16 protein-coding genes, 1 pseudogene, 1 riboswitch and 1 other annotated feature are annotated in these 17791 nt (G+C 60.7%); of the genes and pseudogenes, 10 read left to right on the forward strand and 7 right to left on the reverse strand.

Features of this window, described 5'->3' with window-relative positions; translation table 11 throughout:
• Positions 1-31: 31 nt before the first annotated feature.
• The 5 genes from BM364_RS18270 to BM364_RS17830 all read left to right on the forward strand — a co-directional run bounded on the left by BM364_RS18270 (position 32) and on the right by BM364_RS17830 (position 2246).
• Complete coding sequence (locus BM364_RS18270) at positions 32-226, forward strand: hypothetical protein (RefSeq protein WP_139232628.1); 195 nt, start codon at positions 32-34, stop codon at positions 224-226.
• A gap of 260 nt (positions 227-486) precedes the next feature.
• The gene (locus BM364_RS17820) at positions 487-1041 is read left to right on the forward strand and encodes a DUF1236 domain-containing protein (protein ID WP_092427047.1); all 555 of its coding nucleotides are present in this window, start codon (positions 487-489) and stop codon (positions 1039-1041) included.
• Between the two features lie 70 nt (positions 1042-1111).
• Positions 1112-1246, forward strand: a complete 135-nt coding sequence (locus tag BM364_RS18800) for a hypothetical protein (RefSeq protein WP_280140662.1) — start codon at positions 1112-1114, stop codon at positions 1244-1246.
• Between the two features lie 61 nt (positions 1247-1307).
• Positions 1308-1514 (forward strand): hypothetical protein, encoded by a 207-nt coding sequence (locus BM364_RS17825; RefSeq protein WP_092427049.1) that lies wholly within the window; start codon positions 1308-1310, stop codon positions 1512-1514.
• 54 nt (positions 1515-1568) lie between these two features.
• Positions 1569-2246, forward strand: a complete 678-nt coding sequence (locus tag BM364_RS17830; RefSeq protein ID WP_092427052.1) for a DUF1236 domain-containing protein — start codon at positions 1569-1571, stop codon at positions 2244-2246.
• A 279-nt stretch (positions 2247-2525) separates the two neighbouring features.
• On the opposite strand, the pseudogene BM364_RS17835 reads toward BM364_RS17830, so the two are convergent.
• From BM364_RS17835 to BM364_RS17860, 6 genes and pseudogenes are all read right to left on the reverse strand, one after another.
• Positions 2526-3753, reverse strand: a pseudogene (locus tag BM364_RS17835) (IS3 family transposase).
• Positions 3356-3472: a sequence feature (AL1L pseudoknot), on the reverse strand. (Overlaps the previous pseudogene by 117 nt.)
• Before the next feature lie 239 nt (positions 3754-3992).
• Positions 3993-5249 (reverse strand): LLM class flavin-dependent oxidoreductase, encoded by a 1257-nt coding sequence (locus BM364_RS17840; RefSeq protein WP_092427055.1) that lies wholly within the window; start codon positions 5247-5249, stop codon positions 3993-3995.
• A complete protein-coding gene (locus BM364_RS17845) occupies positions 5246-6247 on the reverse strand; it encodes an ABC transporter substrate-binding protein (protein WP_425284919.1) in 1002 nt (333 codons plus the stop codon). The genes BM364_RS17840 and BM364_RS17845 overlap by 4 nt, the downstream gene beginning before the upstream one ends.
• Before the next feature lie 2 nt (positions 6248-6249).
• Complete coding sequence (locus BM364_RS17850) at positions 6250-6999, reverse strand: ABC transporter ATP-binding protein (protein ID WP_092427062.1); 750 nt, start codon at positions 6997-6999, stop codon at positions 6250-6252.
• Positions 6996-7784, reverse strand: a complete 789-nt coding sequence (locus BM364_RS17855; protein ID WP_092427300.1) for an ABC transporter permease — start codon at positions 7782-7784, stop codon at positions 6996-6998. Before BM364_RS17855 ends, BM364_RS17850 begins: the two co-directional genes overlap by 4 nt.
• A gap of 21 nt (positions 7785-7805) precedes the next feature.
• On the reverse strand, positions 7806-8414 hold the full coding sequence (locus BM364_RS17860; RefSeq protein ID WP_092427303.1) for a YkoF family thiamine/hydroxymethylpyrimidine-binding protein: 609 nt from the start codon (positions 8412-8414) through the stop codon (positions 7806-7808).
• A riboswitch (TPP riboswitch) is annotated at positions 8405-8517 on the reverse strand. Its footprint overlaps the gene before it by 10 nt.
• 217 nt (positions 8518-8734) lie before the next feature.
• Here BM364_RS17860 and BM364_RS17865 point away from each other — a divergent pair.
• The 5 genes from BM364_RS17865 (at position 8735) to BM364_RS17885 (ending at position 14260) form a co-directional block, all read left to right on the forward strand.
• On the forward strand, positions 8735-9571 hold the full coding sequence (locus BM364_RS17865; RefSeq protein WP_092427065.1) for a MurR/RpiR family transcriptional regulator: 837 nt from the start codon (positions 8735-8737) through the stop codon (positions 9569-9571).
• A 124-nt stretch (positions 9572-9695) separates the two neighbouring features.
• Positions 9696-10820 (forward strand): ABC transporter substrate-binding protein, encoded by a 1125-nt coding sequence (locus BM364_RS17870; protein WP_092427306.1) that lies wholly within the window; start codon positions 9696-9698, stop codon positions 10818-10820.
• Positions 10821-10871: 51 nt separating this feature from the next.
• Complete coding sequence (locus BM364_RS17875; RefSeq protein ID WP_092427068.1) at positions 10872-12617, forward strand: ABC transporter permease; 1746 nt, start codon at positions 10872-10874, stop codon at positions 12615-12617.
• A 9-nt stretch (positions 12618-12626) separates the two neighbouring features.
• A complete protein-coding gene (locus BM364_RS17880) occupies positions 12627-13661 on the forward strand; it encodes an ABC transporter ATP-binding protein (RefSeq protein WP_092427309.1) in 1035 nt (344 codons plus the stop codon).
• Positions 13658-14260, forward strand: a complete 603-nt coding sequence (locus BM364_RS17885; protein ID WP_092427071.1) for a histidine phosphatase family protein — start codon at positions 13658-13660, stop codon at positions 14258-14260. The genes BM364_RS17880 and BM364_RS17885 overlap by 4 nt, the downstream gene beginning before the upstream one ends.
• A gap of 353 nt (positions 14261-14613) precedes the next feature.
• Here the strand turns inward: BM364_RS17885 and BM364_RS17890 are convergent, their stop codons facing one another.
• Complete coding sequence (locus BM364_RS17890) at positions 14614-17730, reverse strand: phosphorylase family protein (protein ID WP_175528663.1); 3117 nt, start codon at positions 17728-17730, stop codon at positions 14614-14616.
• Positions 17731-17791 lie beyond the last annotated feature (61 nt).

Below are 17791 nucleotides of genomic sequence, written 5' to 3' on the forward strand. Positions count from 1 at the left end.
CGTTTGCTCTGTTCAGACCAGGAGCGCTTGCGTGGACATTCTCTGGATCGCTATCGTGGTCGACCTGATCCTCTATGGGCTCCTAGGGCTAGCAGTCGTAAAGCTTGCAACGCGGTTTCTGCCTCCACCATGGAATACGGCAAGCTTCACCGTTCCTCTTGTTGTCGCAGTCGGGGCACTGATTACCCTGGTCACCTTTCCTCATTGGGTAGTCTTCCCCCGTTAGCAACTGACAACAGTCAGCAGGTCACCATTCCTGTCGGGGCCAAGCGATCACAGAGAGTACGAGCGGCCATGCTCGTGGAGCGCGCATCAGATTTGTAGGCTCGTTGCTACCGCAGCCGGCCTTAAGCTGACAATTGCCTGACACAAGCCGTTGGCATAAAGTAGCAATAAAAACAATGGTTTAGGAGGAACGGAGCTTCCATTCTCTCGTTGATTGGTCACCCAAATCAAGGAGGCAGCCTTCAGAGAGGTTGTAGGACCATGACACGCAGACTTTCGACCGCACTGGCTCTGATACTTGCACTTGGCACCTCTGCTGCAATGGCGCAAGGAACCACTACGGCCACTGACGCTAATGCTGGCGCAGGTGCGACCACAACCACGCAGACGACCGATGGCAGTGGAACCGGTGGCAAAGGCACTGATGCAGGTACTGGCACGACCACCAACACGAACCCTCGCACCACTACCGGCACAACGACCGGTGCGAGCACTGCGACAGATACCAATGCTGCCACCGGCGCTGACGTCGGCGCTGCTGCCGCCAGCAGTGTCGAAGTTTCGACCGAACAGCAGACGGAGATCCGTACCGTCATCACCGAGGTGGAAGTGGAGCCGGTGGTAACCGCCGATATCGACTTCGACATCTCCATCGGCACGGCTGTGCCGCAGACAATCGTCCTGCAACCGGTGCCTGTACGCATTGTCGAGATCGTCCCCCAATACAAAGGCTTTCTCTTCTTCATGCTCGATGATGGCCGCATCGTCATCGTCGATCCGAGTAGTCTTCAGATCGTTCTGATCGTCAACGCCTAACACGAAAACGGCCCGGCGCTGGCCGGGCTAGCCGCCCTTGTCAGAAGGGCGATTTCAAGAGGAGGGACCGATGACCGTTGTTCTTATCTTCCTGGGCATTCTTGTCCTTGCCTGCATCGCGTCCGCGGGCCTGATCCTGTCGACGCAGGATCTCTCCGCCCCCTTGGGTGAGGAGATGGTCAAGCCCGAAACACCCGCCTCTTGAACCAAATCAGCCGGTCCGTGGCTTCGTCTACGGCCTGTAAACAACAACCAAGGAAGCATCCATGCCTATTGAGCGCGAAACCATCATCGAACGTCCATCTACCACCGAAACCGTGGTCACCAGTGATCGCGGTTCGACCGGCGTCATTGTCGGCGTCATCGTAGCCGTTCTCGCGGTTATCGCGGTCCTCTGGCTCGTCAACGGCGGCATTTCGAGCAACGGCGGCTCGGTTAATGTCGACCTGCCCAGCGTTACAGTGACCGACTAAATCAATTTCTAACAGTGAGTAGACCCGGAGCAATCCGAATTTTGGAGACTTTCTATGAAGAAGCACTTTGCCCTTATTGCCTTGGCCCTGACGTCGGTAGCAGTTCCCGGCACCGCCTTGGCGCAGACGACCACCGCCACCGCGACAGCCGAACTTAACATTCGCTCCGGCCCGGGGCCGCATTATCCTTCCGTCGGCTTCATTGCAGCGGGTGATACCACGCTGGTCGATGGGTGCCTTCAGGCCAGCAAGTGGTGCCAGGTGAACTATGACGGCGTTTCCGGTTGGTCCTACTCTGATTATCTGACCGCTGACCTCTCCGGCCAGACCGTCGTTCTGACCGAGCGCTATGCCGATGTTGGTCTGGCTACCGTCACTTACCAGGACACCGGCGCCACAGCTGGCGGCGCTGTAGCTGGCACTGTCACCGGTGCGGTCGCCGGTGCGCTGATTGCGGGTCCTGTCGGAGCTGCGGTAGGCGGGGCAATCGGTGCCGGCACTGGTGCAACGGCCGGTGCGGTCATTGACCCGCCAGAGGTTGCACGGACCTATGTGACTTCAAATCCGGTGGATCAGGTCTATCTTGATGGCGAAGTGGTCATTGGTGCAGGCGTGCCGGAGACCGTGACGCTCCAGACCATTCCGGACTACAACTATCGGTACGTCTACATCAATGGTCAGCCCGTGCTGGTGGACCCGTCATCGCGCCAGATCGTCTACGTGGTGCGGTAAGGCAAAAAGGGCCGGCCATTGTGCCGGCCTCGAGGCCATCAGCGGCGGTGTTACAGCGTTGCGCAAGACAATCGAAACTAAACGAAACTGTCTGCCGCCAACTTGTTAGCCAGCGACAGTTATTGGATCGTTACGTCGGGAGGCTGAAGGGCTGATATGGGGTCGACTATGAACGGTTGATGTCGAGCAGCCGGTTCAAAGGTCACGCGCGATCCGACGTGACCTAGATGGATGTCGACCTGAACCGCGCCGGGTTTACCGGAGGTTATTTGGTTTAAGTTATGCGGCTATGGCCGGTTGATCCAGCGCGGCGTAGTAATTTGCCTCGGCTTCGGCCGGAGGGATATTGCCGATTGGCTCGAGCAGTCGCCGGTTGTTGAACCACTCGACCCACTCGAGTGTGGCGAACTCTACCGCTTCATAGCTGCGCCAGGGGCCGCGTCGATGAATGACCTCCGCCTTGTAAAGGCCGTTGATGGTTTCAGCCAAGGCATTGTCATAGGAGTCGCCAACGCTGCCCACTGAGGGCTCGATACCGGCCTCGGCCAGTCGCTCGGTGTACTTGATGGAGACGTATTGGCTGCCCCTATCGCTGTGGTGGACCAAGCCGCCTCCATGCAGTGGCCGCCGATGATGCAGGGCCTGCTCCAGGGCATCCAGAACGAACCCGGCATGGGCGGTCCTCGACGCACGCCATCCGACGATGCGGCGAGCATAGGCATCGATGACGAAGGCCACGTAGACGAAGCCGGCCCATGTGGCGACATAGGTGAAATCCGAAAGCCAGAGCCGATCGGGTGCCGGGGCATGGAACTGGCGGTTACCTGGTCGAGCGGGCAAGGAGCAGCCTTGTCGCTGATCGTTGTGCGAACCGGCTTTCCTCGAATGACACCCTGCAGGCCGAGCTCCCGCATCAGCCTTTGCACCGTGCATCGAGCAACATCGAACCCTTCCCGCTGCATCTGCCGCCAAACTTTCCTGACGCCATAGACCGAGAAGTTCTCGGCAAAGACCCGCATCACCTCAGGCTTTAGCGCTCCATCGCGTTGGGCACGGGCCGACAGCCGCGAGGGATCCTCTTGCTGGGCAACATGCTCATGATATGTGGATGGGGCGACTGGCAGGACTCTGCAGATCGGCTCGACCCCGTAATGCCCACGATGTTCGTCGATAAAGGCGATCATCGCTTCAGTGGGCGGTCGAGCTCCGCCTGGGGGAAATATGCGGAGGCTTTGCGCAGGATCTCGTTGGCCTGCCGCAGCTCCCGGTTCTCTCGCTCCAAAGCCTTGAGCTTCTCAGCCACATCGCTGGGCACGCCAGCACGCCGCCCGCCATCGACTTCGGCCTTCTTCACCCAGTCGTTTAGGGTGTGGGCCGAACAGCCGATCTTCTGGGAAACCGAAACCACGGCAGCCCAGCGCGACGGATAATCCCCGCCATGCTCCAGCACCATCCGCACCGCTCGGGTCCGCACCTCAGGGGAAAACTTGTTCGTTGTCTTGCTCATCAGGCTCTATCCTACTTGGGAGTTAAAGCCTCCGACAGTCCCGGTGCGGTTCAGACACGCCAACGCTAAAGCTCTCTAGAAAGCAGGATTTCGCTGGTTTTACGTCTGTTTCGAGGGCAGCTTTCACCGGGACTGTGTCCCGTAATGGGGGTCGGGAGCTGCCGATCCGCAAGGCGCCCTTTTCGGACGCTCATGTCAATTGATCGTCTTCTCAATAGCGGTCATTCAAAAGCCTTGCTCTACGGTTTGTTGCCGACCGAGATGTTCAGGTGCGGCATCACGAGATTGATGAAGCTCTGCAGGTCCTGCGGCATCACAGGTGCCATGACGTTAAATCCGTCGGCGGCGCCGACCTCACACCATTCCTGCATCCTGGCCGCGATCGCAGGTCCTGTACCAACGGCAAGAAGATGGCCGCGGCCGCTGGCGAGGCGTGAAAGGAGCTGGCGCAAGGTCAACTGCTCACGCCGGGCAATGCCGACAAGCACGGCAACGCGACTTTGGCTGGACTGGTTGGGAGCGCCCGATCCCACATGTGCGGGTAAAGGCGCGTCCAAATCAGCGCTGGAAAGGTCGGTTCCGAGGAACTCGGAGAGCTTGGCCAGCACATGTTCGATGATCATGAATCTGTTCATCTGCGCTAGACGCGCTTCCGCCGCCTCGTGCGTTGCGGCGGCGATGGGCACGATGCCAGGGAAGACACGGAGGCTCTCCGGAGACCGGCCCAGGCGCACGGCACGGGCCTTCATGTCCGCATAGAACTCCTGCGCTTCAGGCAGGCTCGACTGCACGATGAATACCAGATCGGCATAGCGGGCCGCAAAATCCCTACCGGCTTCCGATGATCCGGCCTGCGCCAGCAACGGTCTACCTTGGGGAGAGCGCGGGACGTTGAGCGGCCCGCGCGTGCGTATAAAGGGGCCGTCATGGTTGACCGTCCTGACCTTCGCTGGATCTAAATAGCGCCCGGCTTGCTTGTCTACAATCCGGGCGTCTTCATCCCAGGAATTCCAGAGCGCCAGGGTCGCCTCGACCACGTCGACCGCCCGGGCATAACGCTGGTCATGTTCGGGCATCACATCGAGCCCGAAGTTCTGCGCCTCAAGTGCATTGGAGGAGGTGACGATGTTCCAGCCCGCCCTACCCCTGCTGATATGGTCGAGCGAGGCGAAGCGCCGTGCCAGATGATAGGGGTGATCGAAGCTGGTGGAGGCGGTGCCGATAAGACCAATTCGCTTCGTCACGGCAGCCAATGCAGACAGGATGACGATTGGATCCAATGCGTCGGACAAGTGCAGATCGGCGCTTTGCTGTAACGCCAGCACGTCACCCAGGAATAGGGCATCAAATCCGCCGGCTTCTGCCCGCCGGGCAATGTCGATCCAGTATTCGAGGTTGGTTGACGACAGCGGATCGCTCTCGGGCATGCGCCAGCCAGCCTCATGGCTGCCCAGCCCAAAGATGACGGCGTTCAGCCCCATGCGGCGGGTGGTCATGGCTCCATGCCGAGGAGATCATTGGTGTAGTAGGTGGAAAAGTCCGGCTTTTCGCCTACTGTGGCACCACTGCCATCCTTGAGTAGACCAGCCTCGAACAAAAAGCCGCCCATCGCCTCCATCTTGCCGGGATCAATAGTGCCGATTGTGCCGTCTTCGGCCCGAAGATAGTGCCCATCAATCATCGCCTGGAGCGAGGCACGGACGAACTCGCGGTCGAGCAGAGTGTCCGCATTGGCCGCAACCAGAATGTCGGCGGCTTCCTCCGGGTATTCCACGGCATAGGCATAGCCACGCCGGCTGGTGGAGATGAAGGCTCGAGCGGTGTCGGGATGTTCGGCAAGGTAAGCGCCGGTGGTTCCGAGAAAGTTGGTATGCTGGTCGGGCACGCCATAATTGGCATAGCGGAAGGCGCGTTGCGCCGGGCCGTCGCGCTCGGCCTTGACGCCTTCCCAGGTGTAGACTTCGAGCGTAAAATCGACGGCGCCATTGGCCAGCGCTTCATAGGCGGAGGTGCCCAAGGTCACGGTTTCGAACGCGCCCTCCCCGCCATCATGCCTGATAATGGTGCCGATCATCGCCGTTTCCCAGCCGCTGCCGAACCCGGCATAAATCTTTCCGTCAAGGTCGCGAGGGGTCTGGATGTCGTCACGATCGGCTCTAAACACCAGCCGCCCGGTTTCGGTCTGAACTAGTGCATAGGTCGCGACAAGATCAGCGCCGGCAGTCCGCTGAGTGAAGAGGCCGATGGAGCCGAGCACGCCGAAGTCGGCAATGTTGTTGGCGACCAAGACGGCGGCCGATGTGTCGCTGTAGGGCAGGATTTCTACGTCGAGGCCGGCCTCTTCGTAGAACCCCTTAGCCTCGGCGACAAAGAGGCCGATATGATTGGTGTTCGGCGTCCAGTCGAGCGCCACACTCACCGGCATGGATTGCGCCGCCGCCGGGGTGGCGATCAGGGCGGCGCATAGGGTCAGAACGGCACGAAGGTGCGGCATGGTCATTCCTCGAGAGTGAGAAGGGTTTGCAGGATATCCGCTTCAATAGCAGGGAGCGTCGCGTCCCCGGCGGGAGGCCGCGGATGTGGGAGCGGAATATCGTAGTGCCGCAGAATGCTGGCAGGGCGCGGCGAAAGCACATAGATGCGGTCGGACAGCAGCACTGCCTCGCGCACGTCGTGGGTGATCAGCAGCACCGTCCAATCGTGGCGCGTCCACATGCCGGAAAGCCAGCGCTGCATCTTTGCCCGCGTCAGGGCGTCGAGGGCGCCGAAAGGCTCATCGAGCAGCAGCATGGACCTTTGCTGGACCACGGTACGCAACAAGGCGACACGCTGCCGCATGCCGCCCGAAAGCTGGGACGGGTAGTGTCGTTCAAAGCCCGCCAGCCCGAACTCGGCAAACAAAGGCTGCACCTTTTCACGCGCGGCCGCGCGGCTCATGCCCTGTACTTCGAGGCCGAGGGTGGCGTTGTCGATGATGCGGCGCCAGGGCATCAGCGCATCGCGCTGCGGCATGAAAGCGAAGCGGTGGCTGTCACTTTCAAGCGGCGCACCGTCGCACAGGATACTGCCGCCATCATACCTGAGCGCGCCGGTCAGCAGTTGCAGTATGGTGGACTTCCCGGCGCCGGACGGGCCCAGGATGGAGACAAATTCACCCGGCTGAACGGAAAGGCTAACATCGGCCAGCACCTCAAGATCGTCGAAGCGCTTGGAAACCGATCGGAGTTCAAGCCGCGCCTTGCTCACGGCTTGAACTCCGCGATGCGCGCCCAAGGCATGGCAAGGCGTTGCAGCAGGACTGTTGCGCCGAAAAGGCAGAGGGTGAGCGTTGCGCTGACGAACACGGCAGCCAGAACCAGGTCGGGCCGAAAATTGTTCTTGGCATTGAGAATGTAGATGCCCAGGCCCCGCACGGCGCCGGCATATTCTGCGAAGATCGCTCCGACCACGGCATAGGTGATGGAAATCCTGAGCCCGGCGAAAAAATAAGGCAGAGCCGAGGGCAGCCGTGCCGCCACGAAGATGCGCCGGCGAGACGCGCCCATGGAGGCAAGCAGCGCCTCGATGTCGCGGTCAGTCGACTCAAAACCTTGCACCAAGGCGACCAGCATCGGGAAGAACGTTACCAACGCGACCAGCACGATCTTGGGCGTAAGGCCAAAACCGAACCAGAGCACGACCAGCGGCGCGATCGCCACAAGTGGCAGCGTCTGAGTGATGATGAAGACGGGAAACAGCGCCCGGCGCAGCGGACGAAAGAAGTCTAGCAGCAGCGAAAACAAGAACGCCGCGCAAAGCGAACAGGAAAAGCCGAACAGCGTTGCCTGGAGCGTCGCCAGCGTGTGGCTGGCCAGAGCCTCGCGCTGTTCGAACCCCTGGATGAGCACACGAGATGGCGCCGACAGAGCCGTGGGCGAGATGCCTGAGAACTGGACGTAGGCTTCCCAGGCGAGAATGAGTGCCGAGATCGACGTCACCGCCGGCCAGGCATCACTGAAAACACGGGACGTGCCCGAGGAAATCGATCGCATCGACATGACCACGTTCCGCCTTCAGCCTGGGCTGGGGCTATTGGCCGATACAGTCAGGTCGATGGTGACATGCCCCCCGGGCGGTCCGAAACGGCAGAATGCCTGTTCCAGCGTGGCAAACAGTGCGCCGGTGTCGCCGCGGAGCTTGGTGGCGAAGTGCTTGGACTTCTCAAAGATGCCTGAGGATTTGAGAAAATCGATGCAGCCGTAGATCTCGTCCATGTGCCGGTCCTCGCCCATGACGTAAAGCGAAAGCTGCGCCACCGAGAACACATCCAGTTTCGGCGCGTCTTCGACTGCGGCCAAGGCAAGAGCCTGCCGTTCAGCCAAAGGCGGCATCGTTCCGGCGAAGTGCGTGGACTGGCAGATCGCATCGTCCGGTTCGCCCGGACAGCCGCGCGAGATTGCGGCGGAAAGAACGCAATGAACGCCGGTTCGGGCCGCGGACGTGAATAGATCGCGCAAGGCCGGAAACAGCACTTCGGGTGGCCCGACCAGCAGCGTGGAAATGTCGTCGGTCTCTATGCGCAACCTATCGCGATAGGGATCAAGCGCGCCAAGGGCACTCATGATGACGCCGACGAAATCGCCGGTCATGGGATAAAGGGAAATCTGCGCGCCAGAAAACATGAACCGCCTCGCTCCGCTGGTATTACCCAGATCAGCTTTAGGGTCCGAAGGCTTGCAGCCCCCATCTCAGCCCCGGCAATACGGAGCACCCCTGTGGATGGCGCAAACCATAGAGGATTATCGAAACAGCGCAAGGGGGTGCGAGATCTATGGCGATGCTATAGTCTGCATGGCGCCCCATTGCAGACGTTCGACCATTGTCAACATAGTCCTAAAAGCCGACGCTCGCAGTGCGCGAAAGTAATGCAAGCCTGCTTGCATTAGAAAAGGGGTTTGCAAGATCACGTGCATGATGTAAGTTGGGGACATTGGAGGAGCCGATGTCCGTTTTAGAGCGCGTTAAGGAAGCGGCGGAAACGCTGACGCCGGCCGAGCAGCTGCTGATCAAGCAGGTGATCACCAACCCGCGCGACATCGCCCTGGGTACCGCGAGCGGGCTTGCTCAACGCATCGGAGTGCATGAAGCCACCGCCTCGCGCCTCGCCAAGAAGCTCGGCTACCCCAACTATGCTGGATTCCGTGCAGCGATCCAGGAAGAATTCATCGTCCGCACCGATCCAGCGACCCGCGTTCGCAACACGCTGCAACAGACAAGTGAAGCGGGCCTAGTCACCGACCTCGTCAGCCGCGAGATCGAGGCGCTGGCCGGCCTGCAGCGCTATGTCGACGACGCCACACTTCTCGCTGCCGCCCACGCCCTGCTCAAGGCGCGGCGCATCTACGTCTTCGCCCGCGGCAATGCGGAGGCGCTGGCGGTGCTGATCGATCGGCGCTTGCGTCGCATGGGCCGCGATACCGTGTTGTTGGCTGGCGAGGGCCGCGATCTGGCTGAGCAGGTGCTGGGAATGGACAGCGATGACGCCATAATCGCCTTTGCCTTCCGCCGCCAGCCGACCCATTATGGAGCGCTGCTTAATCATGCGCGCGCCAAGTCGGCGACATCCGTGGTGGTCTCGGGCAGCGTCGGTCCTTCTTTGGTACCGGCCGCCGACCACCTGCTGTTTGCGCCTCGTACGGGGTCGCAGGATGCGTTCCAGACGCTTACGGTTCCCATGGCCATTTGCAATGCGCTGGTGCTGGCCATGGCCAAGGAGGATCCCAGGGCCTCTTTCGAATATCTCGAGACCCTGGGCCAGCTCATCGACGCTTTCGACTGAAGGGCGTGCAAGGGAGGAAACACGCACGTCCAATTTCTGCAAGTTCACATGCATGTCACAGCCATCGTGCAAATGCGTGTGCATCCACAAGGCGCATGGAGGCGCCATCCCCAAGGAGGAATTGATGGACAAGAAGACTTTGCTGCTTTCGACGGCCCTCGTGGCCCTTGCCTTCCCAGCCATTGCGCAGGACCAGGATCTCGATTCACTAACGGCCGAGGAACTGCTGCCGCTGGCCCAGGCCGAAGGCACAGTGACCGTTTACTCGTTCACAAGCCGCATTGCAGCCGTGGAAGCGGCGTTCGAAGCAGCCTATCCAGGCATCGACCTGATCGGCCATGACATGTCGTCGACCGAGCAGATCACTCGGCTCAAGGCAGAGGCCAGCGCGAATATCGCCAGCGCCGATGTGGTTTATATTTCCGACGCGCCGGTGGTTTTCAACGAACTTCTGGGGCCCGGCCTCGTCACCTCCTATGTGCCGCTGCGCGTAGCCGATCTGCTGGACGAGAACGAGAAGGAGCCGCTGCTGGCGCAGCGCCTCTCGACCAAGGTGCTGATGTATAACGAGGACGCCAATCCCGATGGTGCCCCGGTCAGCAATCTTTGGGAACTGACCACACCCGACTGGACCGGCCGCGTCATCATGGTCGATCCGCTGCAGCGGGGCGACTATCTCGATCTCATGACCGAAATCGTGCTGCGCTCCGACGAAATGGCCAGTGCCTATGAAGCCCAGTTCGGGGAAGCGATTGACCTTGACGACGGCATCGAGAATGCCGGCCAGCAGTTCATCGTCGATCTCTTCGAAAACGACTTGATCCTCGTGTCCTCCACCGATGACGTAAACGCCGCCGTCGGCACGCTCGGCCAGGACAATCCGCCAGTCGGCTTCACCTCATACTCCGACCGCCGCGACAACGAAGACGAGGGCTGGGCTTTGCAGGTGGCCAATGACGTGACGCCGTCCAATGGCATCATCTTCCCCGCCGTTCTCGCCGTTTCCTCCTCCGCCACCCATCCGGCGGCCGCGCGACTCGTCATCGATTTCCTGATGGGCGACGACAGCGAAACCGGCGGCGCCGGCTTTGCGCCTTTCTATGTCGCCGGCGATTATGCGACCCGCAGCGACATCGTCAGCCATCCCGATGCGGTGCCGCTGGACGAGTTCGTGGCCTGGGCGATCGACCCAGCCGCCACCGCCGAAATCCGCCAGGATGTCGGCGACCTCGTGCTCTCGCTGCAGTAATCTTGTCCCACGGCTCCCGGCCATGCGCCGGGAGCTTCCAGGAATTTCCTCATGCCCCTCGCTTCAGCCCGCCCCCTGGCGCGGCCCTTCCGGCTAGACGGCCGGCTGGCGCTGAAACTCTTCGTGCTGACCATCCTCGGCGTTCTCGTTGCAGCCCCGCTGCTGCGCATCCTGTTCGAGACGCTCGATCCGGATGCCATCGTGGCCTGGAGCGACGTCACGTCCGGTCGCCTGTCGCGCAACCTGTTGTGGCTGCCGCTGGGCAATACGCTGATCCTCGGCGTCGGTGTCGCCTGCGGTTGCGTGCTGATCGGCGGCTTCCTTGCATGGCTCGTGGTGATGACCGACGTGCCGTTCCGCCGCACCATCGGATTGATGGCGACGCTGCCCTTCATGATCCCGAGCTTTGCCACCGCACTCGCCTGGGGTTCGCTATTCCGCAATTCCCGCGTCGGCGGCCAGACCGGCTTTCTTGAAGGCCTCGGCTTCGCCGTGCCTGACTGGCTGGCCTGGGGCATGGTGCCGACGCTGATCGTGCTCATTGCACACTACTATTCGCTTGCGTTCACCGTCATTGCCGCCGCCCTGGCCACGGTCAATTCCGACCTCGTCGAGGCCGCGCAGATAGCTGGCGCCAAGCGCGGACGCATCCTCATGGGCATCGTTCTGCCCGTGGCGCTGCCGGCCGTCATCGCCGGCGCCTCGCTGACCTTTGCCGGCGCTGTTTCCAACTTCGCCGCACCGGCCCTCCTCGGCCTGCCGGTGCGCATGCAGACCATGGCTACGCGCCTTTATGGCCTTATCGAAGTCGGCCAGACCGCCCGTGGTTATGTCATCGCCATCCTGCTCATCGTCGTTTCGGCGCTGTTCCTGTGGCTGGGCAACAAGGTGATCTCCGGTCGCCGCTCCTATGCTACCATCACCGGCAAGGGCGGCCGCGCCAAACGCTTCGACCTCGGCCCTGCCCGCCTGCCGCTCTTTGGCGCCGCCGCCATCATCTGCCTGCTGACCACCGTCGTGCCGGTCGCGATCCTCATCGCCTCCTCGCTCGCGCCTTCGTCCTCGGCGCTGTTTTCCAGCTGGACGCTGCATTACTGGACCGGCGCCTCCGATCCATCGATCGCCCAAGGCCAGGTCGGCATTTTCTCCAATCCTTTCATTGTCTCGGCCACCGGCCTCACCATGGCGCTCGGCGTTGCGGTGGCGGTAACCACCACAATCATCGGTCTTATCGTTGCCTTCGTGCTGGCTCGCGACGGCAAGGGACTACTCGCCGGGACCATCAACCAGATCAGCTTCCTGCCGCTGCTGGTTCCGGGCATCGCCTTCGGCGCCGCCTATATCGCGCTCTTTGGCGCCCCAATCGGCCCGTTTCCGGCGCTCTACGGCACTTTCGTGCTGCTGCTGATCGCCGGCACCGCCTACCTCCTGCCCTTCTCGGTGCAGACCGGCCGTGCCGTGATCCAGCAGGTATCGGGCGACCTCGATGAAAGCGCCCGCATGACCGGCGCCGGGTTCCTCCGTCGCCTTACCGCAATCACCGTGCCGCTGGCCAGCCGGGGCCTCGCGGCCGGTGGGCTCATCGTCTTCGTCAAGATCATGCGCGACCTGTCGCTGGTGGTGCTGCTCTTTACCCCGACCATGCCCGTGCTCTCGGTCCTCGCCTATCGCTATGCCTCCGAAGGCTTCACCCAGTTCGCCAATGCCATCACCGTCGTGATCCTCGTGATCTCGATCGCTGCGACCCTGCTTGCCAATCAGTTGCAGGCCAAGTCGCAGCCCTGGCTCAAATCGTAAGTGCCCGCCATGATCCGCATCGACAATCTCGTCAAAACCTTCGGTAGCGCCAACGCCGTCGACGACATCTCCTTCTCCGTTCCGGAGGGTGCCTTCCTCGTATTGGTCGGTCCTTCGGGCTGTGGCAAGTCCACCATGCTGCGCATGCTGGCCGGGCTCGAACAGCCGAGCGGCGGCCAGGTACAGTTCGGCGATAAGGTTGTTTCCGACGGCCAGAAGGGCTGGACCATTGACCCCGCCCAGCGCGACACCGGCCTCGTTTTCCAGTCCTATGCCCTCTGGCCGCACATGACGGTCGCCGGAAATGTCGATTGGCCGCTCAAGGTCGCCGGGCTCGGCAAGCCCGAACGGCAGGCCCGCGTCACCGAAGTGCTGAAGATGCTTGGCATCGAAGCGCTCAGCGCCCGCTATCCCAACGAGATCTCGGGCGGGCAGCAGCAGCGCGTCGCCATTGCCCGCATGATCGCGCCGCGCCCCTCGATCCTCCTGTTCGACGAGCCGCTCTCCAATCTCGACGCCAAGCTGCGCGTCGAGATGCGCACCGAACTGCTGCGCGTCCATCGCGCGACGGGGGCAACCTCGGTTTATGTCACCCATGATCAGGTGGAAGCCATGACCATGGCCAGCCATGTCGCCGTGCTCAATCACGGCAAAGTCGAGCAGTTCGGCACGCCGGAAGAGCTGGTGCAGAACCCGGCGACCGCCTTCGTCGCCACCTTCGTCGGTACCCCACCGGCCAATCTTGTGCCGATATCGGCGCTGCCGCCGGCACGGGCTGCCGAGTTTCCACCCGGCGCATCGGCGATGTATCGCCCGGAGGATCTTTCAGTCAGTGCGACGCCCGTCGAAGGCAGCCTTGCCTTCGATTTCGCCGAAGCCAGCCCGGTCGCGGGTCGCACCATGTTGACCGGTACGCAAGGCGCGCTCCGGATCACCGCCGTCGTCGACGCCGCGCCGCGCTTCGCCGTTGGCGATAAAGTCCATTTAGTCCTCCCGGCCGCGCCCGCCGCGCTCTTTGCTGAGAACGGAGAGCGCCTGTCATGAAGCGTCTTCTCCTTGTCCGTCACGGCGAATCCGAATGGAACGCGGTTCGCCGCCTTCAAGGCCAGGCCGATATCGGTCTCTCGGCAAAAGGCGAGGCGCAGGCCCGCGCGCTGGCGGGGACGGTCGAGCAGCTCGCGCCCGACCACGTCATCACCTCCGACCTGCGCCGCGCATACCAGACTGCCGAACTGCTGGGTTTCCCAGACGCCGTCCGCGAACCAGGGCTGCGCGAGGTCGATGTCGGCGAGTGGACCGGCCTCGATATCGCCCGCATCATCGCCGATGAGCCCGAAGCCTATCGCGGCTGGCGCGCCGGCACCTTCGCGCCACCCGGCGGCGAGATCTGGTCCGATTTCGCCGCGCGCACCGCAGCCGCCACACGCGCCGCCGCTGCAGAAGCCGATCGGCTGCTGGTGGTCTGCCACGGTGGTGTCATCCGCGCCCTGCTCCAGACCCTGCTGGGGCTGAAGCCGCGACGGATCATCCCGGTCGGGCCGGGGAGCCTTACCATCCTCGCCCACAAGCCGAACGAAGCGGACATGCGTCTCGAAGTGTTCAATTACGCTCCTGACGGCCCAGTGCTTGACGCTCCAGATTGAGAACATTTTTCGCTGCTCTTCGAGCGGCTTACTAGCGCCCCATTCCGGCCATTCAAAGCCCTTGCGAAAGTCTCCTAAAGCTGACCCGGGACATGGGTGTTCGGCCTTCGGCCCAGCGAAACATCAGGTGGCTCTCGGACCGTTTGCATCAGGCGTGCTATCGCCGATCCAGAATCCTGTTGCAGGAGTTGGCGAACAACGCGCTAGCGGCCTGCACCCCTCGGTCCAATAAAACCAAAATTACCGAGCGGCAATCTAACGCTCGCGCCATCTTGCTATATTACTCCAGATCCACGCCTCAAAGCATCGCTCAACGCCCCCGGGGCTTGATGATGACCTTCCGCATATCTCGACTAGTGTTTTGCCAAATCGGCTTCTTGCTTCTTCTCCTGCGTCGTTTTTTCTGACTCCGCCTCGATCATCCTCTTGAGCTCAGATTTATTGATCTTCATGTCGAGAGGTCGAATGACCTCTTCGGCTGCGTTGAGCAGATGAAGGCGATCTTCCTTGTGCCAGTGGTTCCAATACACTCGCGCAAGGTAATGAGATGCTAGGATCACTCGGAAGAAGTTGGCCGGCGGGAGATCAATGATCGCTTGTCGGAGCTTGTCCTTGCCACGGGTCGTGTCGATATCGGCCAGCCAGGTTCCGTGGATGATCTTCTCGATCGCACCTACAACCGTCGACGCCTCAACGCTTGGCGCCAGCACACGGTGACGGGCCTGCTCGCACAGAAATCCCAAGACGCGGCGTAGTGGTTCAGCCATAGCCGAGTATTCTAGAATGTCGACCACACCATCAATGAACCTGCGCTTTTCATCAACGCCCTCTTCCCCAGGCAACTCGGCCAAAGCTTCGTCCGTGGTGAGCTCTTGTTTGATTGCCTCGAAATCGATCTGCTGCTGATGACGAGACCACTCGTCGATCACCAACGCTGCTGAGCTGACGATAGCCGAGCTTAAGGATCGCTTAGTCTGTGCGTCGAGATGTTCCGCGCCTGAGCCCAGTAGCACAGTGGAGATCGCCCAAAAGCGAACAGCGTTATTAAGCGGAATGAATGGGGCGGGCACGGTAGACTCTTCATGCATCTCGCCTGTGATCGCCTTTTGATGCCGGGCCGATGCCTCCCGGACCTTGTCGCTGAGGTCCAGCATCTTTTGTTTTTCGTGGCTCTCATCCTTCCCGTCGCGGACCGCATCCGCAGCCTTTTGAAGCCGCTTGCGCAGAGCATCAGCACGCTCTGGCTTGCGCAGGTTCTTGGGTGAGATGCTGTCGGTCAGGAGGATATGCTTGCCAGGATTTTTATCGCGCAAAGCGAGCATTGACTGCTTGAGGCCTGCTTCGATTCTGGTCACCAGCTCCTTGCCCGCGCCTATCTCTGCATAAAGGTCAAACGTTGCGGTGTCGAACCCGTCGTCCGACGGATCAAAGTAGCGCAAGGCCAGATCCGGAGATCCGTGCAGTTCCGAAGCCAGCAGATAGGACTCGACAAACGGCAGGGACAACCGCACTTGTCCAGCTTCAAAATGCAGAATTCCCTGATCGACGAAGCCATTGATGAATGCCAGCGGGTCAATGTCGAAATCATGTAAATCCGCAAATTCGCGAGTGAATGCAATCAAGTCGGCCTGCTGAAAGCTCCGCTTTTCGACATTGATCTCAATAACAAGCTTGCGCAGAAAGCGTGCGCGGGTTGAGCGGCTCAGTGCCACATCCGCGCGATCTCCGGCGACGATGAAGGTGAGAAAACCGTCGACTGCGAGCTGGATGAGCTCAGATCGCCGGTTTGCCTGAAGCAGGGCCGTCAGAGTTTCGCGTGGAATGCCAGCGAAGTATGTGGGGTGTGCATCAAGATCGAAACGATCGAAAGTGTCTCGCAGCCTAAGGGCAACAACCTCAGCTTCGGCTCCCGTCATTCCAAAATTCTTTTGAATGAAGTGCGCGATTTCAAAAAACGAAACGGCGCAAATCTCGTACTGTTCGGCTCCGGACTGGGCTAGGAAGTCGGCTTCTTTCAGTAGTCCAGCATCACCTGCGCGGGTGATGAAGACGAACTTCGCGCTGCTGTACCGGTCGATTTCGGATACGATTTGCTCCATGCGGTGCTTGGAGGCGAAGGGGATATTGTCGACTATCAGTACCAGTCGCGTCCCCTCCATCGCTTCGACGGCGTCAAGATCGACGTCCACCACATCATTGAAGCCATGCTTCTTGCCACGGATATCTTCGCCATTGATGACCACTGGCACGGGCTGGCAACCATCCAACTCCTTGGTCAGCAGGTCATCGGCCAGTACCCAAGCAAGACTGTGGTCTGGATAAGTGCGTGGAAGGCTGACCAGGATCTTATCCTGGAGTTGCAAGGCCTCCACCACGTCGGTGGGCGTGTTGTTGACTTTGGTGGAGATACCATCTGTCTGGTCAGGGCGCCGAATCCGAGGAAGCGGCAAGTGATAGCCTTTGGGCTGGAGCTTGTATTCGGGCGACAGCTTGCGCAGGGCTGCGTCGACTGCCAGGCCAAGCCCCAGCATAAGTTCGCTCAACGGCTGTACCACGGAAGGCAGATTGTCTAGCACCATGGTTTGTTGCCTGCCTGCGCGGCGCCGTTCAAGAGCCGCATGAAAATAAGGGTTGCTGACGACCTGCAGCTTCAAAAAGGACGCAGCATTTGCTGCTGCCAAGCGCCGAACGCCACCCTTGCTCGCATCCTCCAGCCGGCCTTTGTCCTTGTCTGCATAATCGGAGATGCCGCGTACGGTGATTGCAGGGACGTTGCCGTTGAAGTCTGCTTGCGAGAATACGCCACCCGACTCCGTCTCGACCGCAAGCAGGGCCCGATCGATTTTTCGCAGCTTGGCATTGTAAACATGGCTCTTGCTGACCGAGCCGCAAACAATGACGCCCCCCTTCGACGCTGGCTTGCCGATTAGCTCGGTCCCACCGCCAGGAGCAGGGACTTCTTCTGGCACCCATTCACCAGCGACCTCGGCCCTTCGCTCCTGCCACTCCCGATGAAACGCGGCCAGAGTCGGTTGTGTCCGGATGTAGTTGAATGCCTGCGTGAACTCGTGCGGCGTTTCGTAGTTGGTGGGGGAGAGCTCTGTGTCAGCTGTGCCATCTTCGACATCGACAAATTTTGCGTTGTCCAAGACATCGATGATGCTGCCTGAATAGCACACGCTGGCAAGCCGCGCGTCTCCGCTCAGACTGCCGGCAATGCCAAGACAGACGATGAGGCCAACTTCATAATTTTGCAGTACGAAGTTGGCAGCGTTAATGGCTGCCGTCTTGCCCATCTTCTGTTGCTGGACGATGAGCATGGAGATATTGGGCCTGCCGGATTCGACGACATGGCACCAGGTCGTCGGCGAACTCCGGTCTTCGATGCTTGGAAATTGCTCGATAATTTCAAGCAGTTCCTCTTCCAGAGGCACAACCACCACGATGTCAAAGTACTGAAGTTCAGCCATATTCCGTCCCTGCAACACTTCTGTCATCACAGAGCAGCATCCAAGACGCAAACCATTTTCT

The sequence above is a fragment of the Devosia crocina genome, assembly GCF_900116545.1.
GTDB classification, from domain to species: Bacteria; Pseudomonadota; Alphaproteobacteria; order Rhizobiales; family Devosiaceae; genus Devosia; species Devosia crocina.